The sequence below is a fragment of the Nocardia sp. NPDC060255 genome (genome assembly GCF_042727395.1).
Taxonomy (GTDB): domain Bacteria; phylum Actinomycetota; class Actinomycetes; order Mycobacteriales; family Mycobacteriaceae; genus Nocardia.
In genome coordinates this window covers 264501-289102 of record NZ_JBHXAU010000003.1, presented here as the reverse complement: position 1 = coordinate 289102, position 24602 = coordinate 264501, and the positions used below count along the sequence as shown (strand labels likewise).

The 24602-nt window shown below is 67.3% G+C and carries 28 protein-coding genes; 26 read left to right on the top strand and 2 right to left on the bottom strand.

Translation table 11 applies throughout. The features are described from left to right. Nucleotides 1-249 precede the first annotated feature (249 nt). From ACFWF1_RS09650 to trmD, 7 genes are all read left to right on the top strand, one after another. Entirely contained in the window at nucleotides 250-1233 is a 984-nt protein-coding gene (locus ACFWF1_RS09650) for an LLM class F420-dependent oxidoreductase (protein ID WP_379284741.1), read from the top strand. A 61-nt stretch (nucleotides 1234-1294) separates the two neighbouring features. Beyond that, a complete protein-coding gene (locus ACFWF1_RS09645; RefSeq protein WP_379284740.1) occupies nucleotides 1295-2038 on the top strand; it encodes a class I SAM-dependent methyltransferase in 744 nt (247 codons plus the stop codon). A gap of 67 nt (nucleotides 2039-2105) precedes the next feature. Then, nucleotides 2106-2663 (top strand): dihydrofolate reductase family protein, encoded by a 558-nt coding sequence (locus tag ACFWF1_RS09640; protein WP_379284739.1) that lies wholly within the window; start codon nucleotides 2106-2108, stop codon nucleotides 2661-2663. A gap of 429 nt (nucleotides 2664-3092) precedes the next feature. Next, complete coding sequence (gene rpsP / locus ACFWF1_RS09635; protein ID WP_379284738.1) at nucleotides 3093-3527, top strand: 30S ribosomal protein S16; 435 nt, start codon at nucleotides 3093-3095, stop codon at nucleotides 3525-3527. Then, nucleotides 3527-3769: an RNA-binding protein gene (locus ACFWF1_RS09630; protein WP_011210690.1), complete on the top strand. Its 243-nt coding sequence runs from the start codon at nucleotides 3527-3529 to the stop codon at nucleotides 3767-3769. The genes rpsP and ACFWF1_RS09630 overlap by 1 nt, the downstream gene beginning before the upstream one ends. Continuing rightward, entirely contained in the window at nucleotides 3770-4294 is a 525-nt protein-coding gene (gene rimM, locus ACFWF1_RS09625) for a ribosome maturation factor RimM (protein ID WP_379284737.1), read from the top strand. Between the two features lie 51 nt (nucleotides 4295-4345). Beyond that, complete coding sequence (trmD, locus tag ACFWF1_RS09620) at nucleotides 4346-5032, top strand: tRNA (guanosine(37)-N1)-methyltransferase TrmD (RefSeq protein WP_379284736.1); 687 nt, start codon at nucleotides 4346-4348, stop codon at nucleotides 5030-5032. 90 nt (nucleotides 5033-5122) lie between these two features. Here the strand turns inward: trmD and ACFWF1_RS09615 are convergent, their stop codons facing one another. Then, nucleotides 5123-5974 carry a LuxR C-terminal-related transcriptional regulator gene (locus tag ACFWF1_RS09615; protein ID WP_379284875.1) on the bottom strand — a complete coding sequence of 284 codons (852 nt, stop codon included), beginning with the start codon at nucleotides 5972-5974 and terminating at the stop codon, nucleotides 5123-5125. A 112-nt stretch (nucleotides 5975-6086) separates the two neighbouring features. Here ACFWF1_RS09615 and ACFWF1_RS09610 point away from each other — a divergent pair, with 112 nt between their 5' ends. The 7 genes from ACFWF1_RS09610 to ACFWF1_RS09580 all read left to right on the top strand — a co-directional run bounded on the left by ACFWF1_RS09610 (nucleotide 6087) and on the right by ACFWF1_RS09580 (nucleotide 15099). Then, the gene (locus ACFWF1_RS09610) at nucleotides 6087-7709 is read left to right on the top strand and encodes an AMP-binding protein (protein ID WP_379284735.1); all 1623 of its coding nucleotides are present in this window, start codon (nucleotides 6087-6089) and stop codon (nucleotides 7707-7709) included. After that, complete coding sequence (locus ACFWF1_RS09605; protein ID WP_379284734.1) at nucleotides 7709-9334, top strand: AMP-binding protein; 1626 nt, start codon at nucleotides 7709-7711, stop codon at nucleotides 9332-9334. Before ACFWF1_RS09610 ends, ACFWF1_RS09605 begins: the two co-directional genes overlap by 1 nt. Before the next feature lie 108 nt (nucleotides 9335-9442). After that, nucleotides 9443-9910 carry a hypothetical protein gene (locus tag ACFWF1_RS09600; RefSeq protein WP_379284733.1) on the top strand — a complete coding sequence of 156 codons (468 nt, stop codon included), beginning with the start codon at nucleotides 9443-9445 and terminating at the stop codon, nucleotides 9908-9910. Between the two features lie 229 nt (nucleotides 9911-10139). Continuing rightward, entirely contained in the window at nucleotides 10140-12509 is a 2370-nt protein-coding gene (locus tag ACFWF1_RS09595; RefSeq protein WP_379284874.1) for a Tex family protein, read from the top strand. Between the two features lie 24 nt (nucleotides 12510-12533). Beyond that, nucleotides 12534-13430, top strand: coding sequence for a hypothetical protein (locus ACFWF1_RS09590; protein ID WP_379284732.1), 897 nt, complete (start codon nucleotides 12534-12536; stop codon nucleotides 13428-13430). Nucleotides 13431-13508: 78 nt separating this feature from the next. Then, entirely contained in the window at nucleotides 13509-13922 is a 414-nt protein-coding gene (locus ACFWF1_RS09585) for a DoxX family protein (RefSeq protein WP_379284731.1), read from the top strand. 22 nt (nucleotides 13923-13944) lie between these two features. Next, a complete protein-coding gene (locus tag ACFWF1_RS09580) occupies nucleotides 13945-15099 on the top strand; it encodes a serine hydrolase domain-containing protein (protein WP_379284730.1) in 1155 nt (384 codons plus the stop codon). On the opposite strand, the gene ACFWF1_RS09575 is transcribed toward ACFWF1_RS09580, so the two are convergent. Continuing rightward, nucleotides 15096-15530, bottom strand: coding sequence for a hypothetical protein (locus ACFWF1_RS09575; protein ID WP_379284729.1), 435 nt, complete (start codon nucleotides 15528-15530; stop codon nucleotides 15096-15098). The two genes, ACFWF1_RS09580 and ACFWF1_RS09575, sit on opposite strands and share 4 nt — an antisense overlap. 75 nt (nucleotides 15531-15605) lie before the next feature. Between ACFWF1_RS09575 and ACFWF1_RS09570 the strand changes: the two genes are divergently transcribed. The 12 genes from ACFWF1_RS09570 to ACFWF1_RS09515 all read left to right on the top strand — a co-directional run bounded on the left by ACFWF1_RS09570 (nucleotide 15606) and on the right by ACFWF1_RS09515 (nucleotide 24527). Next, nucleotides 15606-16172 carry a helix-turn-helix domain-containing protein gene (locus tag ACFWF1_RS09570; RefSeq protein ID WP_379284728.1) on the top strand — a complete coding sequence of 189 codons (567 nt, stop codon included), beginning with the start codon at nucleotides 15606-15608 and terminating at the stop codon, nucleotides 16170-16172. Between the two features lie 161 nt (nucleotides 16173-16333). After that, the gene (rplS, locus tag ACFWF1_RS09565) at nucleotides 16334-16675 is read left to right on the top strand and encodes a 50S ribosomal protein L19 (RefSeq protein ID WP_029893064.1); all 342 of its coding nucleotides are present in this window, start codon (nucleotides 16334-16336) and stop codon (nucleotides 16673-16675) included. A 78-nt stretch (nucleotides 16676-16753) separates the two neighbouring features. Further along, the gene (lepB, locus tag ACFWF1_RS09560) at nucleotides 16754-17527 is read left to right on the top strand and encodes a signal peptidase I (RefSeq protein ID WP_379284727.1); all 774 of its coding nucleotides are present in this window, start codon (nucleotides 16754-16756) and stop codon (nucleotides 17525-17527) included. An 80-nt stretch (nucleotides 17528-17607) separates the two neighbouring features. After that, nucleotides 17608-18369 carry a signal peptidase I gene (gene lepB / locus ACFWF1_RS09555; RefSeq protein WP_379284873.1) on the top strand — a complete coding sequence of 254 codons (762 nt, stop codon included), beginning with the start codon at nucleotides 17608-17610 and terminating at the stop codon, nucleotides 18367-18369. Between the two features lie 79 nt (nucleotides 18370-18448). Beyond that, a complete protein-coding gene (locus tag ACFWF1_RS09550) occupies nucleotides 18449-19204 on the top strand; it encodes a ribonuclease HII (protein ID WP_379284872.1) in 756 nt (251 codons plus the stop codon). A gap of 46 nt (nucleotides 19205-19250) precedes the next feature. Beyond that, complete coding sequence (locus ACFWF1_RS09545; protein ID WP_011210678.1) at nucleotides 19251-19556, top strand: DUF2469 domain-containing protein; 306 nt, start codon at nucleotides 19251-19253, stop codon at nucleotides 19554-19556. A gap of 145 nt (nucleotides 19557-19701) precedes the next feature. Next, nucleotides 19702-20058 (top strand): YraN family protein, encoded by a 357-nt coding sequence (locus ACFWF1_RS09540; protein WP_379284726.1) that lies wholly within the window; start codon nucleotides 19702-19704, stop codon nucleotides 20056-20058. Further along, nucleotides 20058-21566 carry a YifB family Mg chelatase-like AAA ATPase gene (locus ACFWF1_RS09535; protein ID WP_379284725.1) on the top strand — a complete coding sequence of 503 codons (1509 nt, stop codon included), beginning with the start codon at nucleotides 20058-20060 and terminating at the stop codon, nucleotides 21564-21566. The genes ACFWF1_RS09540 and ACFWF1_RS09535 overlap by 1 nt, the downstream gene beginning before the upstream one ends. 116 nt (nucleotides 21567-21682) lie before the next feature. Continuing rightward, entirely contained in the window at nucleotides 21683-22819 is a 1137-nt protein-coding gene (dprA, locus tag ACFWF1_RS09530) for a DNA-processing protein DprA (protein WP_379284871.1), read from the top strand. Between the two features lie 65 nt (nucleotides 22820-22884). Further along, nucleotides 22885-23124 carry a ribbon-helix-helix protein, CopG family gene (locus tag ACFWF1_RS09525; protein ID WP_379284724.1) on the top strand — a complete coding sequence of 80 codons (240 nt, stop codon included), beginning with the start codon at nucleotides 22885-22887 and terminating at the stop codon, nucleotides 23122-23124. After that, entirely contained in the window at nucleotides 23121-23555 is a 435-nt protein-coding gene (locus ACFWF1_RS09520) for a type II toxin-antitoxin system VapC family toxin (RefSeq protein WP_379284723.1), read from the top strand. The genes ACFWF1_RS09525 and ACFWF1_RS09520 overlap by 4 nt, the downstream gene beginning before the upstream one ends. Nucleotides 23556-23603: 48 nt before the next feature. Then, nucleotides 23604-24527 carry a tyrosine recombinase XerC gene (locus ACFWF1_RS09515; protein ID WP_379284722.1) on the top strand — a complete coding sequence of 308 codons (924 nt, stop codon included), beginning with the start codon at nucleotides 23604-23606 and terminating at the stop codon, nucleotides 24525-24527. The last annotated feature ends 75 nt before the right edge of the window (nucleotides 24528-24602 follow it).

Sequence of the window (24602 nt, the reverse complement as noted above, 5' to 3'; positions counted from 1 at the left end):
ACGAATCCTCGTCTCAGCAGCCCATCGAGCGCTGCCCCGGCGGGCGACGGTGCCGCCGAGATCTGCACTCTGTCTCGGGATCTGCACTCGGAATAGGGCCGAATTCTCAGTGCAGATCCCGAGTGAGGGTGCAGATGTTGCTGAGTCTGCGAGTTCACGAGCGGCGGTAGGGCGAGTTGGTCCCGGGGGCGGGGTAGCTTGGCGGTTGCGCCGCCGGGCGGATCGCGGGCGCGCGTATCGTCGGGCGGTATGAGCATTCGTCTCGGTTATCAGATGCCCAACTTCAGCTATGGACAGCCGGTTTCTGAGCTGTTCCCGACGGTCGTCGCGCAGGCCAGGGAGGCCGAGGCGGCGGGGTTCGACACCGTGTTCGTGATGGACCATTTTTATCAGTTGCCTGGTATCGGGACGCTGGAGGATCCGATGCTGGAGTCCTACACCACGCTGTCCGGGATCGCGGCGTCGACTGAGCGAATTCAGTTGTCCGCCTTGGTGACCGGTAACACCTACCGCAATCCGGCGATGCTCGCGAAGACCGTCACCACGCTCGATCTGGTCAGCGCGGGCCGTGCGATTCTCGGCATCGGGGCGGGCTGGTTCGAGCTGGAGCACAAGTCGTTCGGTTTCGAATTCGGCACCTTCACCGATCGTTTCGAACGCCTCGACGAGGCCTTGCAGATCATCAAGCCGATGCTGCGCGGGGAGCACGCCACCTTCGACGGCAAGTGGTATCACACCGACAACGCCATCAACGAGCCTCGGCTGCGCGACGATCTGCCGATCATGCTCGGCGGCTCGGGCGAGAAGAAGACGTTCGCGCTGGCGGCCCGCTACGCCGACCACCTCAACATCATCTGCAACGCCTCGGAACTGCCGCAGAAGATCGCGGCCCTGCATCAGCGGTGTGCCGAGGTCGACCGTGATCCGGCCACCCTGGAGGTCAGTTACCTGTGCTTCCTGATGGTCGACGAGGACGGCGATCAAGCTCGCAAGGAACAGCGAGACATGTTGCGGGGCATCGGCGTCGACGTGGACAACCTCTCGGAGGAGGAACGCAAGCAGAGCATCGCGGACCGCCAATTCGTCGGTGCGCCCGACGAAGTCGCCGAGCAGTTGCAGACCAGGGTGCTCGACCACGGCGTGCAGGGCATCATCGTCAACATGATCACCAACGGCCACCAGCCCGGCGCGGTCGATCTCGCCGGACGCACCCTCGCTCCGCTGGTCCGCTGAGTATTCGAGCCCTGAAAAGTGTTGGGGCGCGAAATTTCTCGAGCTCGATACAATCGGCCTTGTGACGGCGAACACATCGCGGCGGGCGTCCTACGGTTTCGACGCGCCGCCCATCATGCTCATGCTCGGTGTCCTCGCGGTCGGTTTCCTGGTCGCCGCGATCGTCAACGCGCTGGTCGGCAATGCCGTACCGGCCTGGGTGACGTTCCTGGTCGGCCTCGCCATGGCCGCGCAGTTCGGACTGTTCCTGCATGCGACCAGGCGCGGCAAGTTCCGCGCCTGGGACGGCCTGCTCGACGACCTCGCCCTGCGCGGCGACGAACGCCTGCTCGACCTGGGCTGCGGCCGTGGCGCGGTGCTGCTCGCCGCCGCGAAACGGCTGCCCGAGGGACGTGCGGTCGGCATCGATCTGTGGCGCTCGGTCGACCAGTCGGGTAACAGCCTCGCCACCACCGAACGCAACGCCGTCGCCGAAAACGTCGCCGACCGAATCGAATTGCACACCGGCGACATGACCGCGCTGCCGTTCCGCAACGGCGAGTTCGATGTGATCGTGTCCAGCCTCGCCATCCACAACATCAAAGCCTCCGCGGGCCGAGCCGCCGCGGTGCGCGAGGCGCTGCGGGTGCTGCGGCCGGGCGGGCATCTCGTGCTGGTCGATATCGGCCGGACCGGCGAATACGAGACCACGCTCACCGCCAACGGCGCCCAGACCCTCACCGCGCGTTCTCTCGGCTGGCAACTGTGGTGGGGCGGGCCGTGGACGCAGACCCACGCCCTCACCGCCGCGGCACCGGGCGCATGAGACACCGATGAATTCGGTTGGGGTGGCGCGTCTTCAGTAGGAGAGATTACCGGCTGAAGGAGCGACGATGCGGGATCTGATAGTCACCGAGAACATCACGCTGGATGGCGTGATCGAAGCCGCGGAGTGGTTCAACGTGGCCAACGCGGAGGGGGTCGATCAGTCCGACCTCAACGCGGTGCTGAGTGCGCACATGGCGAGCTCCGACGCGGTGTTGTTCGGGCGGATCTCGTTCGAGCAGATGCGCGGGTACTGGCCGAACCAGACCAACGACACCAGCGGTGTCACCGACCACCTGAACAAGGCGACGAAATACGTCGTGTCCAGCACCCTCGACGACCCCGAGTGGGCGAACACAGTGATCCTGCGCGGCATCGACGAGATCCGCGCGGTGCAGGATCGGCCGGGCAAGGACATCGTCGCGACCGGCAGCATCCAGTTGGTCCATGCGCTGATCGCCGCCGACCTGGTCGACGAGTACCGGCTGTTCGTCTACCCGGTCGTCCAGGGAGCGGGCAAGCGGTTGTTCGCCGACGGCCTCGAGATTCCGGCGCTGCGACTCGTCGAGACCCGCCCGTTCAAGTCCGGGGTCGTGCTCCTGCGCTACCGGAAGTCGTCGCGATAGCTTGTGGTCGACCAGGGGCCGGACCTAGCGGCTGATTCCCGGCGAGTTGCCCCACCGCGTCCGAGCCGGACTCGGAGATCCCACAGTTGAGGGTGGTTGGGAGCTTGCTCTAGGCGACCCCCTGATTTCGTCAGGACATGGGTAACTCACCGGGGACCGGCTAACTCCCTCATTCCCTCGCCGCCGGTCGCCGACGCTACAGTCGACGCACCTGAGTCTGGCCTGAAGTCGCGGAGAGGCGGATAGGCCGATTTCAGGTGAACGCGGCCCATCTGGCAGAATGAACAACCGTCCTTCCGGACAAGTGTCAGCCCGTCTCCGGTTACGTACCGCGCGGCGGTCACACACTCCATGCGCTAAACCGGGCTCGCAGACCGTGCGGGTCGCTGAATTGCGCCGTGACCAACCTACGAAAGAGGCAGAACAAGCATGGCTGTTCGCATCAAGCTCACCCGCTTGGGCAAGATCCGCAACCCGCAGTACCGCATCGTCGTCGCCGACGCGCGCACCCGCCGGGACGGCCGGGCCATCGAGTCCATCGGCCTGTACCACCCGAAGGAAGAGCCGTCGCTCATCGAGATCGATTCCGAGCGCGCTCAGTACTGGCTGGGTGTCGGCGCGCAGCCGACCGAGCCCGTGCAGCGCCTGCTGGAGATCACCGGCGACTGGCAGAAGTTCAAGGGCCTGCCGGGCACCGAGGGCACCCTGAAGGTCAAGGCCGAGAAGACGTCCAAGCTGGACCTGTTCAACGCCGCGCTGGCCGCCGCCGACAACGCCCCGACCGGCGAAGCGGTCACCCCGAAGAAGAAGGCCGCCAAGAAGGAAGAGGCCGCCGAGGCGCCCGCCGCTGAGGCCGCCGAGTAATGAGTGCCGTCGTCGCCGATGCCGTCGAACATTTGGTTCGCGGCATCGTCGCCAATCCGGATGACGTCCGCGTCGAGCTGATCACCGGCCGCCGCGGACGCACCGTCGAGGTGCACGTGCACCCCGACGACCTGGGCAAGGTGATCGGTCGCGGCGGTCGTACCGCGACCGCGCTGCGCACCCTCGTCGCCGGTATCGGCGGCCGGGGTATCCGGGTCGACGTGGTCGACACCGACCAGTAGATGGAACTTGTCGTAGGACGGGTCGCCAAGTCGCACGGCGTGCGCGGTGAACTGGTCGTCGAGATACGCACCGATGAGCCGGAGGCCCGGTTCGCGCCGGGTAGCACGCTGCGCGGGCGGCTGGCCCGGTCCAAGGAAGTCCGCGACTTCACGGTGGAGTCGGCCCGAGAGCATTCGGGCCGGCTTCTGGTGTTTCTCGCCGGAGTCGGCGACCGGGACTCGGCCGACGCGCTGCGCGGCACGCTGTTCTTCGTCAACAGCGAGGATCTGCCGCCGGGCGACGACCCGGACGAGTACTACGACCACGAACTCGAGGGGCTGACCGTCCAGCTCACCGACGCCACCGTGGTCGGCACCGTCAGCGAAGTGCTGCATTCCGCTGCGGGAGAACTGCTTTCGGTGAAAGCCGCCGACGACGGCCGGGAGATCCTGATCCCGTTCGTCAACGCCATCGTGCCCACCGTGTCGCTCGCGGACCGGCTGATCGTCATCGATCCGCCCGAAGGACTCCTCGACCCGGAATAGCCGGGTGGGCTCGGGTACCTACTCAATGTCCCGCAGAACACGGGGGATCCCATGAAGCTCGACGTAGTCACGATCTTTCCGGAATACCTGGAACCGCTGCGAACGGCGTTGCTCGGCAAGGCAATCGACAAGGGCCTGATCTCCCTCGACGTGCACGACCTGCGTGGCTGGACCCATGACGTGCACAAGTCCGTCGATGACTCGCCCTACGGCGGGGGACCGGGCATGGTCATGAAACCCACCGTCTGGGGCGACGCGCTCGACGAGGTCTGCCCCGACGACGCACTGCTCGTCGTCCCCACGCCCGCCGGCGTCCCGTTCACCCAGCAGACCGCGCACCGCTGGGCCACCGAGGATCACCTCGTCTTCGCGTGCGGCCGCTACGAGGGCATCGATCAACGCGTCTTCGACGATGCCGCCCGCCGGGTCCGCGTCGAAGAGGTCAGCATCGGCGACTACGTCCTGATCGGCGGCGAGGCAGCCGTCCTGGTCATGACCGAAGCCGTAGTCCGCCTCCTCCCCGGCGTCCTCGGCAATCAACAATCCCACCAAGAGGATTCGTTCTCCGACGGCCTCCTCGAAGGCCCCAGCTACACCCGCCCCGTCACCTGGCGCAACCTCGAGGTCCCCCCCGTCCTCCTCTCCGGCGACCACGCCAAGGTAGCCACCTGGCGCCACCAACAATCCCTGGACCGCACCCGAGCCCGCCGCCCCGACCTCCTCCCCGACGCGGACTAACTGCCAAGCACACGCACGCCTCTTGATTTCCCGCACCTGGAATCGCATGCAATTGTCGGTGCGGGAAATCAAGAGGCGTGCGGCATTTCGTTAGGGGAGGAGGCCGTGGCGGCGGGCGGTGACGACGGCTTCGTGGCGGGAGTGGGCGTCGAGTTTGGTCATGGCGTTGCGGAGGTAGCTTTTGACGGTTTCCGGGGCCAGTGAGAGGCGTTGGGCGGCTTCGTGATTGGTGCAGCCGAGGGCGATCTGGGAGAGGACGTCCAGTTCGCGGCGGGAGAGGTGCGGAGCGTCGGGGAGCGGGTCGCCGACCATGACTCGGGTGAGACGTTCGCAGACAGTGTGCAGGCGACCGCGCAGTTGGTCGTCGCCGGCTGTGCGCGCCATGCCGCGGAGTTCGGCGTGGATGTCGCGCAGTTCCTCGGAGACGGCGGGGGCGGTGTCGGCGGTGGGGATGGTCGTTTCGAGCAGCCGCAGGCGGCGGTCGACCTCGTCGCGGATGGTGATCTCGGAAGCCAGGCGGCGACCGGCCTGCACCACGAGGTCTGCGGTGCGGTCGCCGAGCGGACTCGCGCTGCGGGTGGCGGCGTAGAGGACGGCCCGCGAGCGTTTGTCGACGACCACCGGCACCGCGACGATCGAGCGGAGACCCTCGCCGGAGACCGGGCCATCGTAGTGGTGGGTGATGCTGGAGGTGTTGACGTAGTCGGCGACCGAAGCGGGCCGCCCGGAATCCATCACCCGGCCGCCGAGGCCCGAGGTGCGGAGCACGGAAAGCCCGCGCAGCCCGTTGGTCAGCGTGCCGACGAACTCCGACAGCAGCAGCGCGTCGTCGTGCACTTCGCCGCCGAACGCCACCGGCACCCCGGCCGTGCCCGCTACCCAGCGGATCTCGGCACGCAACGCGTCCGCGTCGCGCGGCCGCAGCAGGGCGGTGTATGTCATGACTCCCTCGCTGCGCTCGGTCATGTCACTCACCCCTTTTCGGGGGTAGTAGCGGAATCGGTGTGACCCACATCCTATTGGGTGAGCTGGATCACGATGAGGAGTGGCGAAGATGGGTACCGACCTGAAGCCCCGGGTGCGCGAACTGCTGGACATGTATGACCGGCCCGAGGCGTCCGCGGCGGATCTGCTGTGCGATCGGCATCCGGCGGACGGCATCGCTTTCACGATCGTGGAGCGCGATCTGTCGTCGATCGACCTCACCTACGGCGAGCTGCGGGCGCGTTCGACTCGCTTCGCCGCGGGATTGGCGGAACTCGGGATCAAGCGGGGTGACCGCGTCGCCACGTTGATGGCGAAGTCGACCGACCTGGTGGTGGCTTTGCTCGGGATCTGGCGTCTCGGGGCGGTGCATGTTCCGCTGTTCACCGCGTTCGCGCCGCCCGCCATCGCGTTCCGGCTGGAAGCGAGCGGCACCTCGATCGTCATCGCCGATGCCGACCAGGCGGTCAAGCTGGCCCCCGGCCCCGACATGCCCGCTGCCGCGACGTGGCAGGTCATCGTCAGTGGCGACGCACCCGAGGGCACGCTGGGCATGGTGGATCCGCAGGCCGACGACGCGCCCCACCAACCGGCGGCGGCGGTCGGCGGCGACGGACTGCTGGTCGAGCTGTTCACCAGCGGCACCACCGGCACCCCGAAGGGCGTGCCGATTCCGTTGCGCGCGCTGGCGTCGTTCCAGGCGTATCAGGAGTTCGCGCTGGACGTTCGCGCGGACGATGTCTTCTGGAACGCGGCCGATCCCGGCTGGGCGTACGGCCTGTACTGGGCGATCATGGCCCCGCTGGCCAGCGGCGTCCGCAGCATTCTGTTGCACGCCCCGTTCTCGCCGACGCTCACCTGGCAGGTGCTGGAACGTTTCGGCGTCACCAACTTCACCGCCGCCCCGACGGTGTACCGCGCACTCCGCGCCGACTCGGCCGCCGGGCCGCTGCATGCCACGCTGCGCCGCGCCTCGTCGGCGGGGGAGCCGCTGACCCCCGAGGTCGTCGCCTGGTCGCGGGAGCATCTGGGTGTCGCCGTGCGCGACCATTACGGGCAGACCGAGCACGGCATGCTCATCTGCAATTCCTGGCACGACGCGCTCGACGCCGACGTCCCCGCGGGCTCGATGGGCCGATCGCTGCCCGGCTGGACGTGTGCGGTGCTGTCCGACAACACCGACACCATCGCGCCGACCGGTGAGCTCGGCCGCGTCGCCATCGACACCGATAACAGTCCGCTGCTGTGGTTCCTCGGCTACCTCGACGCCCCGGAACGCACCGCCCAGCGCTACACCCCGGACGGTCGCTGGTACCTGACCGGCGACGCTGGCTCGCAGGACGAGAACGGCTTCTTCCGCTTCTCCGCCCGCGACGACGACGTGATCATCATGTCCGGCTACCGGATCGGCCCGTTCGAGGTGGAAAGCGTGCTCGTGCTGCACGACAAGGTCGCTGAGGCGGCCGTCGTCGGCATGCCGGACGAACTGCGCGGCGAGGTGCTGGAGGCCTTCGTGGTGTTGCGCGACCATTCCGTGATCGGCACCGCGCTCGAGGCCGAATTGCAGGATCTGGTGAAGAAGAAATTCGCCGCGCACGCCTACCCGCGCACGGTGCACTTCGTGACCGAATTGCCGAAGACACCGAGTGGCAAGGTGCAGCGATTCGTGCTGCGGCAGAGGGGAAACAAGTGATGCCGAACCCGAGCTATGCGTCCGGCGCTTCGGATACGCCGCTACTAGGTGACACCATCGGCGGCAATCTCGACCGCGCCGTTGCCGCCTTCCCCGACCGGGAAGCGTTGGTGGACAAGCCGTCCGACCGTCGCTGGACCTACCGCGGGCTCGGTGCCGCGATAGACGCGCTCGCCACCGGACTCGCCGCACGCGGCATCGGGAAGGGCGACCGGGTCGGCATCTGGGCGCCGAACTGCGCGGAGTGGTTCTTCGTCCAGTACGCGACCGCGAAGATCGGCGCGATCCTGGTCAACATCAACCCCGCCTACCGCACCAACGAACTGGAATATGTGCTGCGCCAGGCGGGTGTGCGGGTGCTGGTCGCGGCGCCGGAGTTCAAGACGTCGAACTATGTCGCGATGATCGACGAGGTCCGCCCGAACTGTCCCAAGCTGGAGCAGGTGCTGGTGCTCGGCACACCGGAGTGGGATGCCCTGGCGCAGACGGTGATCGATGCGGACCGCTTGGCCGGCGTCGCTGCCGAACTGTCCATCGATGACCCGATTAACATCCAATACACCTCGGGCACAACGGGTTTCCCTAAGGGCGCCACGCTGAGCCACCACAACATCCTGAACAACGGCTTCTTCGTCGGCGAGCTGTGCGGCTATACCGAAGTGGACCGGATCTGCGTGCCGGTGCCGTTCTACCACTGCTTCGGCATGGTGATGGGCAACCTCGCCAGCACGAGTCACGGTGCGACAGTGGTGATTCCGGCCCCGGCGTTCGATCCGAAGGCGACACTGGCCGCCGTCGAGTCCGAACGCTGCACCTCGCTCTACGGCGTGCCGACCATGTTCATCGCGCTGCTCACCGAATTGGATTCCGTCACACCGGATCTGTCCAGCCTGCGCACCGGCATCATGGCGGGCTCGCCGTGTCCCGTCGAGGTGATGAAGCGGGTGATCGACCGGCTCGGCATGGACGAGGTGTGCATCTGTTACGGCATGACCGAAACCTCGCCGGTCTCCACCCAGACCCGCCGCGACGACGGCATCGACCGGCGCACCGCCACCGTCGGCCGGGTCGGCCCGCACCTCGAGGTCAAAATCGTCGACCCCGCAACGGGTCTCACGGTGCCGCGCGGCGAGCCGGGCGAACTCTGCACCCGCGGCTACTCGGTGATGCTCGGCTACTGGAACGACGAGGCCAGGACCGCCGAGGCCATCGACACGGCCCAGTGGATGCACACCGGCGACATCGGCGTGATGGACGACGACGGCTATCTGGCGATCACCGGCCGGATCAAGGACATGGTCATTCGCGGCGGCGAGAACGTCTACCCGCGCGAGATCGAGGAATTCCTCTACACCCACCCCGACATCTTGGACGCCCAGGTGATCGGCGTGCCCGACCCGAAATACGGCGAGGAACTGATGGCCTGGGTCCGGATGCGCGAGGGCGCAACGCCGTTGGACGCCACCGCGGTCCGCGAGTTCTGCGCGGGCAAGCTGGCGCACTTCAAGATTCCGCGTTATGTGCACGTGGTGGACGAGTTTCCGATGACTGTCACCGGCAAGATCCGCAAGGCCGAAATGCGCGAGCTGTCCCGAGCACTGCTGGGGCTGTTCGACGAGACCTGATATCGGGTGCCCCGATTACTGCGGTCATGTGGCTCCACGAGGTAACACATAGGGTGAGACAAGTTCGTTCGTCGGGGATCTGATTTATCTGGTCGCGAAAGGGCTTACATGTCAATCGGTTCGTTTTCTCGTGTCGTGTCCTGTGTCATCGCCAGCGCCGCACCACTTCTCGTCTTGGCACCGGCCGCAGTCGCTCAGCCGGGTAGCCCGTACAGCTGCTCGGGCCTTTTTCTGACCAGTGATGGTTCCGCGGAAGTGGAATCGTGCATTTATGCAGAGAACGGTGTGCCGCGCGCATTCGGTGGACTCAATATCAAAAATGATTCCATCAACGACAAGAATTGCACCATGGTCGTTACCGTCGTGGATAAAGACGCATATGCGGGCGGCGGCACCAATGAACAAATCGCAACCAGCGGTCCGTTCCCTTGCCTGAACGGCAGGTACCCTTCGCCGCCACTGACGGTGGACGCGGTATTCGCCAAGCCGGGGCATCGGTACGTCAGCTTCACCGCCGTCACCAAGAACGGTCAGACGTTCAGTCCCATCTACAGCCCGGAATTGGTCCTGCCGTAGGCAATACGGATGCGTTGGAGTTTCCGAACCAGGCCGAGCACGCTCGGCCTGGTTCGGTGCGGCCTGCCGCCGGACCAGCGCTGATGCGGCACGCGCGACCCGGTTCCGCCGGGTGTGAGCCTCATGTCAGGCGGTCCCGGTAGTGTCTCCGGACGTGACGACAGCGCCCGAGACCGCCAGTGCAGAGTCCGACCCCGCCGTGCTTCCACCCGCGACGTCCGCCGGTGTCATGAGCCAGGCCAGCGTGAACCGTCGCATCGCCGACGAGCTCGCGGTGCGGGAGAGCCAGGTGCGTGCCACCGTCGAGCTGATCGATGGCGGCTCGACCGTGCCGTTCATCGCGCGATACCGCAAGGAGGTCACCGGCGGTCTCGACGACGCGCAGCTGCGCCTACTGGACGAGCGGCTGCACTACATTCGCGAACTCGACGAGCGCCGCGGCGCCATCCTCGAATCCATCCGCGGCCAGGGCAAACTCGACGACGCGCTGCACCAGCAGATCATGCTCGCCGAGACCAAGGCCCGGCTCGAGGACATTTACCTGCCGTACAAGCCGAAGCGGCGCACCAAGGCGCAGATCGCGCGCGAAGCCGGCCACGAACCGGTCGCCGACGCGCTCATCAACGACCCGACCACCGATCCCGCGCAGTACAACGCCGAGCAGCTCGACGGTGCGCGGTCGATCCTGGTCGAGCGTTTCGCCGAGGACGCCGACCTGGTCGGTGAGCTGCGCGAGCTGATGTGGAACCGCGGTCAGGTCAAGTCGACCGTGCGCCCGGGCAAGGAGGAGGCGGGCGCCAAGTTCGCCGACTACTTCGAGTTCGACGAGCCGTTCACCAAGCTGCCCTCGCACCGGATCCTCGCGCTGCTGCGCGGCGAGAAGGAAGACGTCCTCTCGCTGCACCTCGAGCCGGACACCGAAGAACTCGAGCCGGGCGAGCGGTCCATCTACGAGGGCCGGATCGCGATCAAGTTCAACATCGCCGAGAAGGGCCGCGCCGCCGACACCTGGCTGCTGGACACCGTGCGCTGGGCGTGGCGGACCAAACTGCAAGTGAGCCTTGGCATCGACACCAGGATGCGGCTGCGGCAGGCGGCCGAGAAGGACGCCGTCGACGTGTTCGCGGCGAACCTGCGCGACCTGCTGCTCGCCGCGCCCGCGGGCACCCGCACCACCATGGGCCTCGACCCGGGCTACCGGACCGGCGTGAAGGTGGCCGTCGTCGACGCCACCGGCAAGGCGGTCGCCACCGAGGTGATCTACCCGCACAAGCCGCAGGGACAGACCGAGAAGTCCCTCGCCGTGCTCGGCGCGCTGGTCGCCCGATTCGGGGTCGAGCTCATCGCCATCGGCAACGGCACCGCCTCGCGGGAGACCGATGCCCTTGCCACCGAACTGATCTCGCGCATTCCGGAGAACAAGCCGACCAAGATCGTGGTGTCCGAGGCGGGCGCCTCGGTGTACTCCGCCTCGGCGTACGCCACGCAGGAACTGCCGGACATGGACGTATCGCTGCGCGGCGCGGTGTCCATCGCGCGGCGCCTGCAGGACCCGCTCGCCGAGCTGGTGAAGATCGACCCGAAGTCGATCGGCGTCGGCCAGTACCAGCACGACGTGTCCGAGACGCTGCTCGCGCGTTCGCTGGGCGCGGTGGTCGAGGACGCGGTGAACGCGGTCGGCGTCGACGTCAACACGGCCTCGGTGCCGCTGCTGTCGCGGGTCTCCGGCATCGCCGGGTCGGTCGCGGAAAGCATTGTCGCGCACCGGGATCAGCACGGCCCGTTCCGCAGCCGGACCGCGCTGCTGGAGGTGCCGCGGCTCGGCCCGAAGGCGTTCGAGCAGTGCGCGGGCTTCCTGCGGATCCGCGGCGGCGACGACCCGCTGGACACGTCGTCGGTGCACCCCGAGGCCTATCCGGTGGTCCGCCGGATCATGGAGACGACCGGACGCGACATCACCGAGGTCATCGGCAACACCACCGTGCTGCGCTCGCTGCGCGCCGACGACTTCACCGACGAACGCTTCGGTGTGCCGACGGTGACCGACATCATCACCGAGCTGGAGAAGCCGGGCCGCGACCCGCGACCGGAATTCAAGACCGCGGAATTCGCCGCGGGCGTGGAGAAGGTGGCCGACCTCGAGCCGGGCATGGTGCTGGAAGGCGTCGTCACGAACGTCGCGGCCTTCGGTGCTTTCGTCGACATCGGCGTGCACCAGGACGGACTCGTGCACGTTTCGGCCATGTCGCACAACTTCATCAAGGATCCGCGCGAGGTGGTGAACACCGGCGACGTGGTCAAGGTGAAGGTGCTCGAGGTCGATGTGGCTCGTCAGCGCATCGGGCTGTCGCTGCGGCTGGACGACGAGCCGGGCGCCACCGCGAAGGGGGAGCGGGGCGAGAACCGGCAGCGTGGCCAAGGTGACCGCAAGGGCGGCGCGCCCGAGCGGCAGAATGGACAGGGCAAGACCCAGCAGGGCCGCAACCAAGGGCAAAAGGGCCAGGGCCAGGCACGCGGCGGCGGCAACCAGCGCCGCAACGCGCCCGCGCCGACCGGTTCGATGGCGGATGCGTTGCGCCGGGCAGGTTTCGGGCAGTAGGTCGGACGGAGGTTTCAGGCGGCCATGCGACGATGGCTCAGTGAGGATGTGATCGCGCAGGGCAGGCTTCCGCTGCTGTGCTTCCTTCTAGGGTTCATCGTCGGCTTCCTGTTGATCCGGCTCAGCGTCCGGCTGATCCGGAAAAAGGTGCGCTGGTGGCCGGGCAACCTGCGCTCCGGCGGGGTGCACATCCACCACATGGTGTTCGGGGTGATTCTGGTGCTGGCGTCCGGCGTCGGCATGGTCACCCTGTATCAGACCGCCAGTGTCACCACGGCCGCCGTGCTCGCCGCGTTCTTCGGGGTCGGTGCCGCGCTGACCCTCGACGAATTCGCGCTGATCTTCTACCTGCGCGACGTGTACTGGGAGGAGCAGGGGCGGACCTCGGTGGACGCGGTGTTCGTCGCGCTCGCGGTCACCGGCTTGCTGCTGCTGGGTTTTCATCCGCTGTGGTTGCTCGACATCAACGACTTCCGCAGTGACCCGAGCATCGAAGTCCGGGTGTTCGTCGTCTTCTTCGCGGTGGTGAACCTCGCGCTCGCCGCGATCGTCATCGCCAAGGGCAAGATCTGGACCGGCCTGTTCGGCATGTTCTTCCTGCCGCTACTCGTAGTCGGCGCGCTCCGGCTGAGCCGACCGGGCGCGCCATGGGCCCGCTGGCGCTATGCCGACCGCCGCCGCCTCATGTATCGCGCCATCGTCCGCGAACGCCGCTACCGCCGCCCGGTGATCCGCGCCAAGATCTTCGTCCAAGACCTGGTCGCCGGTAAACCGGACGTCGAACACGTCCGCACCGCCGCCGAGGCCGAGCTGACTCGTACCGTGGTCCCGGCCCCACCGGCTCCCCACCGCCACCACCTCTCCCTCTTCTCCTCCGACGAAGAGCCCGAACCCATAGCCCACGGCTCTGATCGAGACTGAGCTCCACCGGGGCGGGCTGTTACCTTCGCGCCTCGCCTTCCGTCAGACAGATAGCAACGCTGACGGAAGGAACGAATCATGAACACCAAAGACCTTGCACTGCGTGTCGCCTACCTGGGTGCGACCGGTGTCGTGCTCACCGAATCGGTCGTCGGCTCCTACTGGGACATTGCCCGGATCGATTACGTCCGTGAGGTTTTCGATCGACTCGAATACCCGATGTACTTCGCGACGATGCTCGGCGTCGCCAAGGCGGCGGCGGTGGCCGCAATTGTGCTGCCCGGTCACCCGCGCGCAGAGGAATGGGCTTATGCCGGATTGACTTTCGTCTACGGCGGCGCGGCGGTGTCACACGTCGCGGCCGGTGACGAGCCGAAGGCGTGGATCGGGCCGTTGGTGTTCGCCGGTCTCAGCCTGGCGTCCTGGGGGCTGCGCCCGCCCGTTGGTCAGCGCAATCCGCTGTCGCTGCTGCGTCGTTCGACGGCCGCCTGACAGCGCGGAAAGGAGCACAACTGTGAACGACGTATATGGCACTGTCGCACCGGGATTCGAGTCTGTCCGTGACGAATTCGCCGAGGTAGTCGCCGAGGAGAACGGCGAATCCGGTTCTCAGCTGGCCGCTTTCGTGCATGGCAGGCCGGTGGCCGACCTGTGGGCCGGTGCGCAGGTGACCGGCGATACGCTGACCGGCTTGCTGTCCTCGACGAAGGGGGCCGCGACGCTGGTCGTCGCTCTGCTGGTGCAGGACGGAATGCTCGATGTGGATCGTCCCGTCGCCGCGTACTGGCCGGAATTCGCCGCCGCAGGCAAGGCCGCCATCACCGTGCGACAGGTACTCACCCACGAATCCGGCGTGATCGGGGTCGACGGCGGTTTCACCCGCGCCGAACTCGCCGACGACCAGCTCATCGCGCGACGCCTCGCCGATCAACGCCCGTTCTTCCGGCCCGGCGCGGTGCAGGGCTATGGCGGCTTCGTCACCTTCGCCATCCTCGACGCGGTGCTCCGCCGCTTGCTGGGCAGCTCGATCCAGGAGTTGTTCGAGGAACGCGTCAGAGCCCCCTATGGAGTGGACCTTCATCTCGGATTGCCTGCGGCACTGGAGGATCGGTATCTGCCGATCCTGCCGTGGTCGGCAACTCCGGAGATGCAGGCGGCATTCGAGGCGAATTCGCCGAGCCCGCAGAGCATTCCGGGCATCTCCTACAATCTGAACGCCACCGGATTCAGCCCGAACGATGTGCTCACCCTGCCCAATGATTCCGAGTTGCGGGCCAACGGTCCCGCCTCGATGGGTGGTGTGGGCAGTGCGCGTGGCTTGGCGACCATGTACGCGGCAGCGATCTCCGGAATCAACGGCCGGTCAGCGCTGTTGAAGCCCGACACGCTCGCCGTGTTCACTACCGTTCAGACCGCAGGCCACGACCTGGTCCGTGGCGACAACTCGCCCTATCTGATCGGGTTCGAGGCCAAGGGCCTGCACTACCCGTTCCTCGGCGCGAACGCCTTCGGTCACACCGGCGCCGCCGGTTCCGACGGATTCGCCGACCCGCACAGCGGCCTGGCCTACGGATACACCCGCCGTCGCGCCGCTTTCGCTTTCAACGGTGCGGAAAACGCGAGACTGGCCGCGGCGCTGCACCGCTGCGCTCGAAATATGGAGGGCTAGAAGGAGATTCGCCGCATGCGTGGCGGTGTGGCCGTGTCGTCCGGCGTCAGCGCAACGTGCATGCACGCGGCAATCAGTGCGGTCTCGGCTACCGCGCAGAGCAGTGACTGCGCCAAGGGGGCTCCCGGGTCGGCGGTGACCACGTCGAACCACAGGTCGATCACCGCGATACCGCCGACCGCCGACGCCACCAGCCGTGCTCGGGAGTCATTGCAGCGCAACAATCCTGTGGTCAGCGCGCATCCCGCGGCCAGAAACAGGTCCAATCCGACCCACGCCGCCGACCAGTTCCGCACTTGCACGGTGCCCGGCAGCGTATTCCAGAGGACCGCGGCAAATGGGATGAGCGCGAGCGCGCTGGCGGCGATGAACCAGCGGGCCCTGTCTCGGGCGTAACGGGTTCGGGAGGGGAGAAGTGCTGTTCTTCGCATGACGGCTACGCTACGTCCGCAAAGATTTCTTTGCAAACATTTATTTGCAAAGAACTCTTTGCTATCCTTCCGCGTATGGCACCGCGTAAACCTGACGACATGACCAGCGCCGAGCGCACTGCGCTCTATCGCACGCTGGCTCATCCCTTGCGTGGCCGAATCCTGCAGTACCTGGGCAAACACGGCGAAGCCAATTCGGCGACGCTGGCCGAGGTGCTCGGCGAGAGCACCGGCAGCACCAGCTACCACCTGCGCAAACTCGCCGAACTCGGCCTCATCACCGAGATCGCGGAGAAATCGGCGGGCCGGGAGCGCTGGTGGAAGTCGCTGCCGTTCGAGCACACCATCCCCGACCCGGCGACCATGGAACCGGCCGAGTACGCGGCGGCCGAGCATCTCGGCAGGTTGAAGGCGGGCCACGATATCGACCTCTACCTGCGGGCGGTACGCGAATGGACGGGCCCCGACGGCTGGGCGCAGGTGCAGCGAACCGGAACCTACATGGTGAAGGCCCAGGTGAGAGAGTTCGTCGAGGAGTACAAGGCGTTGCTCGCGCGGTATAGTTTCAGTCGCGAAGACGCGCCGGCGGATGCCGAGCCGATGAGCGTTCGACTGTTCGCGGTACCGGACAAGCCGGCCTGATCCAGGGGCCGATTTTTCCCGCGAGCCGCTGATCTGGCACAATACTCAGGTTGCCCTGGGAGAGTCTCTGCCCGGCGCACCCCCTTAATCGGAGCATGAACCGGTCGAGCACGTCCCGTGCCGCCAGGGTCCTCTGTTCGCGCGAACCCATAAGGATGGAAATGAACACCCTTGACTTCGTCGACGAGAAGTCGCTGCGCAGCGACGTCCCCGACTTCCGGCCGGGCGACACCCTCAATGTGCACGTAAAGGTCATCGAAGGCTCGAAGGAGCGCATCCAGGTCTTCAAGGGCGTCGTCATCCGACGCCAGGGCGGCGGCATCCGCGAGACCTTCACGGTCCGCAAGGTGTCGTTCGGTGTCGGCGTGGAGCGCACCTTCCCGGTGCACACCCCGAACATCGACCACATCGAGGTCGTCACCCGTGGTGACGTCCGCCGCGCCAAGCTGTACTACCTGCGCGATCTGCGCGGCAAGGCCGCCAAGATCAAGGAAAAGCGCTGATATAGCTTTTCCGCACGATAGAGCGTCTGGTAGCCCGGCGTCGGAACTCAGTTCCGGTGCCGGGCTACTGTTTTCGGTGTGACAGAGCACAGTGCGTCCGCGGCGGAGCCGGGTGACCAAGGGGCAGGCCGTCGGCGCGGGCGGCGCGGGAAGAAGCAGCGGCCGTTCTGGCAGGAGCTGCCGGTCCTCGTCGTGATCGCGGCGGTGATCGCCGCGTTGCTGGTCAACTTTGTCGGGCGGCCGTATGTGATCCCGTCCGAGTCGATGGAAACCACGCTGCACGGCTGCGCCGGTTGCACGGGGGACCGCATCTACGTCGAGAAGTTGAGCTACTACTGGGGCGACCCGCAGCCGGGCGACGTCGTGGTGTTCGTCGGGCCGTCGTCATCGTGGAATGACACCTACCGGTCGACGCGTTCGAGCAACGCGGTTGTTCGTGGCGTCCAGAACTTCTTTTCCTTCTTCGGTCTGGTGCCGCCGGATGAGAACGATCTGGTGAAGCGGGTGATCGCGGTCGGTGGCCAGACGGTGCAGTGCTGTGATGCGCAGGGCCGCGTCCTGGTGGACGGCAAGCCGCTTGACGAGCCCTACGCCACGTACACCATCCCGTACACGCCCGGCCAGCCGTTCGGCGCCGGCGGCGGGCGGGAGTTCGCGCCCATCAAGGTGCCCGAGGGCAACCTGTGGGTGATGGGCGACAACCGCAACAACTCGCGCGATTCCCGCGCGCACACCCGTGATGAGCTCCACGGAACCGTCCCCGTCAGCAACGTTCGGGGCAAAGCGGTGTTCAAGATCTGGCCGCCGAGCCGGATCGGGCCGGTGCGTTCGCAGGACCCGCAATCGAAATAGTGTGACGCCGATCGCCCGGCGTCGGACGACTCACAGGGTGCCGGGCTAATCTGTTCGGCGTGGCAGACGAAAGTGGGTCGGTGTCGGTGTCCGATTCGGACGACGAGGGGGTGCGTCCACGTCGCGGCAGGCGGCGGCGGGAGAAGAAGCAGCGGCCGTTCTGGCAGGAGCTGCCGATCCTCGTCGTCATCGCGGCGGTGATCGCCGCGCTGATGGTCAGTTTCGTCGGACGCCCGTACGTGATTCCGTCGCAGTCGATGGAAACCACGCTGCACGGTTGCGCCGGGTGCACCGGCGACCGCATCTACGTGCAGAAGCTGAGCTACTACTGGGGCGATCCCAAGCCGGGCGACGTGGTGGTGTTCGTCGGGCCGTCGTCCTGGAACACCCATTACCAGTCGATCCGCTCCGACAACGCCGTCATGCGCGGTGTGCAGAACTTCTTCTCCTTCTTCGGCCTGGTGCCGCCGGACGAGAACGATCTGGTGAAGCGGGTGATCGCGGTCGGTGGCCAGACGGTGCAGTGCTGCGACGCGCAGGGCCGCGTCCTCGTCGACGGCAAACCGTTGGACGAGCCATACGCGCGCTACCTGCTCCCGTACGTTCCGGGTCAGCCGTTCGGTGCCAGCGGCGGACGCGAGTTCAAGCCGGTCAAGGTGCCCGAGGGGAACCTGTGGGTGATGGGCGACAACCGCAACGAGTCCGCCGATTCGCGCGCCCACATCACCGACGAACTGCAGGGCACCGTGCCGGTGGACAACGTCCGCGGCAAGGCCGTCTTCAAGATTTGGCCGCCCAGCCGGATCGGCCCGGTGCGCTCACAGAACGCCCAAGCGAACTGATCATCAGCGGCCGCAGCATAATTGGACGGTGGGGCAGAGCCGAGTGGTACAGAGCAATGGGTGGCCGCCGCGCGTGGTGATGCGGAAGGCGAGTGGGTTACGCACGCTCGAGGCCGCGTTGATCCGCAGCGGGCTCGGCCCGGTCGCCGGCGTCGACGAGGCGGGTCGCGGACCGTGCGCGGGGCCGCTGGTCGTCGCGGCCTGCCTGCTCGCGCCCAAGGCCTACGACAAGTTGTCCGGGCTCGACGACTCGAAGAAGCTCACCGAGGCCGTCCGGGAAGAGCTGTACCCGGTGATCATCCGGTTGTCCCTGGCCTGGAACGTGGTGGTCATCCCGTCCTGGGAGATCGACTCGATCGGCATCCACGTCGCCAATATCGAGGGCATGCGCCGCGCGGTCGCCGGGCTCGGCCACCCACCGGGATACGTGCTGACCGACGGATTCCGGGTGCCCGGCATCCCCGCGCCGTCGCTGCCGGTGATCGGCGGTGACGCGGCCGCGGCCTGCATCGCCGCCGCCAGCATCCTGGCGAAGGTCACCAGGGACCGGATGATGGTCGAGCTGGACGAACGGTTCCCCGGCTACGGTTTCGCGACCCACAAGGGCTACAACACGCCCGACCACCTCGCCGCCCTGCGCCGCCTCGGTCCCAGCGACGAGCACCGGCGTTCCTGGCGCAATGTGCGGGAGCTGGCGGGCCTGCGGCCGGTCGCCGCGGTGGCCGATGAGGCCGACGCCGTGGTCGCCGGCGAGGCCGACCCGATGCTGTTCGATGAGTTCCACGACGTGCGTCCGGATAGCCGAGTGGCTACCGGCGCTACCCATGCGCGATGATGTCAGCACACGACGCAGCGCGGCGAGAAGGAGGACGTCCCACCCGATGAGTGCCGAGGACCTCGAGAAGTACGAAACCGAGATGGAGCTCTCGCTGTACCGGGAGTACAAAGACATCGTCGGTCAGTTCTCGTACGTGGTGGAGACCGAGCGCCGCTTCTACCTGGCCAACTCCGTGGAGTTGCGCCCGCAAAACGCCGACGGCGAGGTGTATTTCGAGGTTCGGATGAGCGATGCCTGGGTGTGGGATATGTACCGCCCGGCCCGCTTCGTCAAGCACGTCCGAGTGATCACCTTCAAGGACGTCAACATCGAAGAGCTCGAAAAGCCGGACCTGCGCCTGCCGGAGTAACCGCCTAGCACGGCCCACCGACAACTCGGCGTGCTCAGATCCTCACGCATCGCGAGTTGTGCACAGGGCAGCGGCTATCCCCAAGGCCGGTATTTGCCCAGGTCGACGCCCGGAGTCGCGGCGCGGTGCCGAGCACGCTGGCCGAGTGACAGACAGAAAAGCGCTCGGCGCGCACGGAGAAGAGCTGGCGGCACGGTTCCTGCAGGCCGCCGGGATCGAGATCGTCAGCAGAAACTGGCGATGCAAATACGGTGAACTGGACCTGATCGTCCGCGACGCGGGCGTCACCGCGTTCGTGGAGGTGAAGACCCGGTCCGGGCTCGGGTTCGGCATACCGGCCGAGTCGGTCACCTTCACCAAGCAGCAGCGGATTCGGCGGCTCGCCCTGCTATGGCTGGCCGAGCAGGACGGCCCGTGGCGGCACATCCGGTTCGACGTCGTCTCGGTGCTGCTCACCCGAGGGCACGAGCCGGTGATCGATCACCTCAAGGCGGTGTTCTGATGGCGCTCGGCCGAGCCCACTCGGTCGCGGTGACCGGGGTCGACGGCCTACTCGTCGAGATCGAGGCCGATATCGGGCAGGGTCTGCCCTCGGTGCACCTGGTGGGGTTGCCGGACACGGCGCTGCAGGAGTCCCGGGACCGGGTGCGTTCGGCGGTGGCGAACTCGGGGGAGAAGTGGCCGGACGGACGGGTGATTCTCGCGCTCTCGCCTGCGACACTGCCGAAGATCGGCAGCGTTTACGACCTGGCCCTGGCGATCGCGGTACTCGACGCGTCGGGCGCGGTTCCGTCGGAGCGGCTGGCGAAGACGGTGTTGCTCGGTGAGCTCGCGCTGGATGGCCGGGTCCGGCGGGTGCGCGGCATCCTGCCCGCGGTGATCGCGGCCCGCAACGCGGGGTGGCCTGCGGTCGTGGTGCCGGAGGAGGCGTTGGCCGAGGCCGGATTGGTCGACGGGGTCGCGGTTTTCGGGGCATCGAGCCTGCGCGCCGTGGTGGCCTGGTTGCGCGGCGAAGGCACGCTGCCCGAACCGAGTGGGCAGCTGCCCGAGCCGGAGCGGTCCGGCGGTGATCTGAGCGAGGTGGTCGGGCAGGACGAGGCGCGCTGGGCGTTGGAGGTTGCCGCGGCCGGCGGGCACCATCTGCTGCTCACCGGTCCGCCCGGCATCGGGAAAACGATGTTGGCGCAACGTCTTCCCGGCCTGTTGCCACCGCTGTCGGAGTCCGAGTCGCTGGAGGTGACCGCCATCCACTCGATGGCGGGGGTGTTGTCCGGTGATCATCCGCTCATCACCATGCCGCCGTTCGTCGCACCGCACCATTCGACCTCGGTGACCGCGATGGTCGGCGGCGGGTCGGGCACCGCCCGGCCGGGCGCGGTGAGCAGGGCGCATCGCGGCGTGCTGTTCCTCGACGAGTGCGCGGAGATCGGCACCAAGGTACTGGAGGCGATGCGAACTCCGTTGGAAGAGGGCGAGGTTCGCATCGCCCGCCGCGATGGGGTCGCCCGGTACCCGGCGCGATTCCAGCTGGTGCTTGCCGCCAACCCCTGCCCGTGCGCGCCGGCTCGGGACGTCGACTGCATCTGCGCGCCACTGGCGCGGCGCCGCTATCTCGGGAAACTGTCCGGGCCCCTGATGGATCGCATCGACATCTGGGTGCAGATGCGCGGCCAGTCCGGCGCCGCGTTCAGCACCGAAGAGGCGGAAAGTAGTGCGGTGGTGCGGGATCGGGTCGCCGTGGCGCGGCAGGCGGCGGTGCGGCGCTGGCAGGAGCACGGCTGGCTGACCAATGCCGAAGTGCCCGGGCACATTCTGCGCCAGCAATTCCGCCTGCCGCGCGAGGCGATCGCGCCGGTCGAGACGGCACTGCGCCTCGGACGGATGTCCGCCCGCGGTGCCGATCGCGCGATCCGGGTTGCCTGGACCATTTCCGACCTGCGTGGTGCGCAGCTGCCGACCGCTCAGGATGTGCTGGCGGCGTTGAACTTTCGGCAGCGGGGTACGCAGTGACCGCGGTCGCCGCGAGCGGTGGGCCCGCACTGTGTCAACGCGGCGGGATCGAGGACGAAGTGCGTGTTGCCGGAAGCAGTTCCGCGCCCTTCGATATCGATGCCTACGCGCGGCGGTTGGCGTGGGTGTATCTGTCCCGGGTGGTGACGGGGCCGTGTGCGCCGCTTTCGGCGTTGATCGAGTCGGTGGGAGTGGTCGAGGCCGCGCGTGCCGTGCGCGAGTGCGCGCTACCGCAGTCGTTGCGCGGACCGACCGAGCAACGGCGCGGAACGGATTCGGCCGCACGGGATCTGGAGGTGATGGAGCGGATCGGCGGGCGGGTCGTCACCCCCGACGATCCGGAATGGCCGTCGTGGCGGCTGCTGGGCCTCGCCCAACTCGATCCGAGCCGGGACCGAGACTGCGCCGTGCCACTGGTGCTGTGGGTGCGCGGTCCGCGGTCGCTGCTGGAATCGAGCGACCGGGCCCTCGCCGTTGTCGGCGCGCGATGCAGCAGCGGGTACGGAAACCAGGTCACCGGCGAAATCGCAGGCGATCTCGCGGCCAAAGGCTGGACGATCGTGTCCGGGGCGGCCTTCGGGATCGACGGGATGGCGCATCGCGCGGCACTGGCCGTCGGCGGCCCCACCATCGCGGTGCTGGCCTGCGGTGTCGATCGGCCCTATCCCGCGCAGCACGATCGGCTGCTGGCCGAGATCGCCGAGACCGGGCTGGTGGTCAGCGAGTATCCGCCGGGAACCACCGCGCACAAGCACCAGTTCCTGGCCCGCAACCGGCTCGTCGCCGCCTTGGCCGACGGCGTCTTGGTCGTCGAGGCGGGACTGCGCAGTGGGGCGCGCAACACGGTGAAATGGGCGCGGCGCCTTGGTCGTCCGGCATTGGCGGTCCCCGGCCCGGTCACCTCGGCCGCCTCGGTCGGCTGCCATCGGATGATCCGCGAGGGCGAAGCGCTGCTCGTCACCCGCGCCGAAGAAGTGATCGACGAAGCGGGCCCCCTCCGCCTGCCACTGTCCGGATCCTCGGGTCAGGCCAGCTGCCCTGAGGATGCACTGTCCGGTGACGAAGCCCTCGTCTTCGCCGCGCTGCCGAAAATCGGTTCCCGCCTGCCGCGCGACCTGGCCCAACAGTCCGGTCTTTCGCTGCCCGCCGTTCGTTCGGCGCTGCCCGCCCTCGAACTCGCCGAACTGGTCGGCACGGACGAGGGCGGTTGGTACCGAAAGCACACCGCTCACCGGCCCCCAGAGGACAAGTGACCGAATGCCCCTCACCCCAGAAAAGGAAGCTACCCACCATGTATGGCACTGGTACCATAACCACCATGCTGAAAAAGACGACAGTGATGGTCGACGAAGAGGACTTGGCCCTCATCAAGGCGGCTGCCGCACGGGAGGGCAGGCCCGAGTCCGAGATTTTCCGCGAGGCATTCCACATCGCCGCACTGCGCACCAAGCGCTGGGACGACGAGTGGGACATTCCGACACTCAATTCCGGCAGGTCGCGGACCGCGGAAGAAATGCGTCAGGTGGTGCACGAGGAGATCGTCCGGCGGAACAGTTGATCGTCATCGGCGATACGTCCGCTCTGGTCGCCGCTTTCGACATCGCTCATTCCGAACACGAACGCACTCGGACCGCATTGGCCGCGGCATCGCTGACGGTTGTCTGCTCGCTCGTGCTGCTCGAGATCGAACACATCGTGACCCGGGATTTCGACCGGCCGACGGTAGGCGTCATCAACGACTGGCTGCTCGCGCAGGAACCGCTCGGCCGGGTCGCCGTACCGGCGCTGCCGAGCGACCAGCTACGCAAGGCACGCAGGGTGCAGGATCGCTATGCCGATCTGCAACTCGATCTCACCGACGCGGTCAATGTCGTCCTGGCAGCCGAATACGAGACCGACGTGATCCTGACCCTCGACCGCAAGGACTTTCGCGCGATCCGGCCACTTACCGGCGCCGAGGCCTTCCGGGTGCTGCCCGACGACCTATGACCGGCGCGGTGGCTTGCCAACGGAGACGACTGTCGGGACGGTGGTGAAATGGAAGAACTACCCGAGGACTTGGCGGCACTGCTGACCGAGTACAGCAGACACCTGCGGCTGGGCCGGAACCGGTCGGCGCACACGGTGCGCGCCTACCTCGGTGACGCGCGCTCGCTGCTCGCGCACCTGTACGCCAGGTCGGCGGATTCCGCGGTGCGCGAACTGGATCTGCTGCTGCTGCGCTCCTGGCTCGCGCAGCAGGCGCAGGCGGGGGTGGCGCGGACGACGATGGCGCGACGGGCCTCCTCGGCCCGGACCTTCACCGCGTGGCTCACCCAGACCGGACGGTTGACCGTCGATCCGGGACTGCGACTCGGTTCCCCCAAAGCGCACCGGGTGCTGCCCGCCGTGCTCGGCCGCCAGCAGGCCCTCGGGGCCATGGATGCCGCGGAATCGGGTGCCGCACAGCATGATCCGATGGCATTGCGGGACCGGTTGATCGTGGAGCTGTTGTACTCCACCGGAATTCGAGTCAGCGAGCTGTGCGGCCTCGACATCGACGACGTCGACCGCGAACGCCGGGTGGTCCGCGTCCTCGGCAAGGGCAACAAGGAACGCTCCGCGCCCTTCGGCATCCCCGCCGACGACGCGATCGGCAACTGGCTACAGCATGGCCGAGCCGCCTTCGCCACACCCGATTCCGGCCGTGCCCTCCTGCTCGGCCGCCGCGGCAAACGCCTCGACCAGCGCCAAGCCAGAACCGTTGTGCACGAAGTAGTCTCATCCATTCCCGGCGCCCCCGACATGGGCCCGCACGGCCTACGCCACACCGCCGCCACCCACCTCCTCGAGGGCGGCGCCGACCTTCGCGTCGTCCAGGAACTCCTGGGCCACGCCAGTATGGCCACCACCCAGCTCTACACCCACGTTTCCATCGAACGCCTCAAGAAGGTCCACGACCAAGCCCACCCCCGCGCCTGACGCGCGATCGCAGTCAGCGGTCACCGCGATAGAACAATGCCACTGCCGCGGCCTGGACTCAGCCAGATCGCGCGG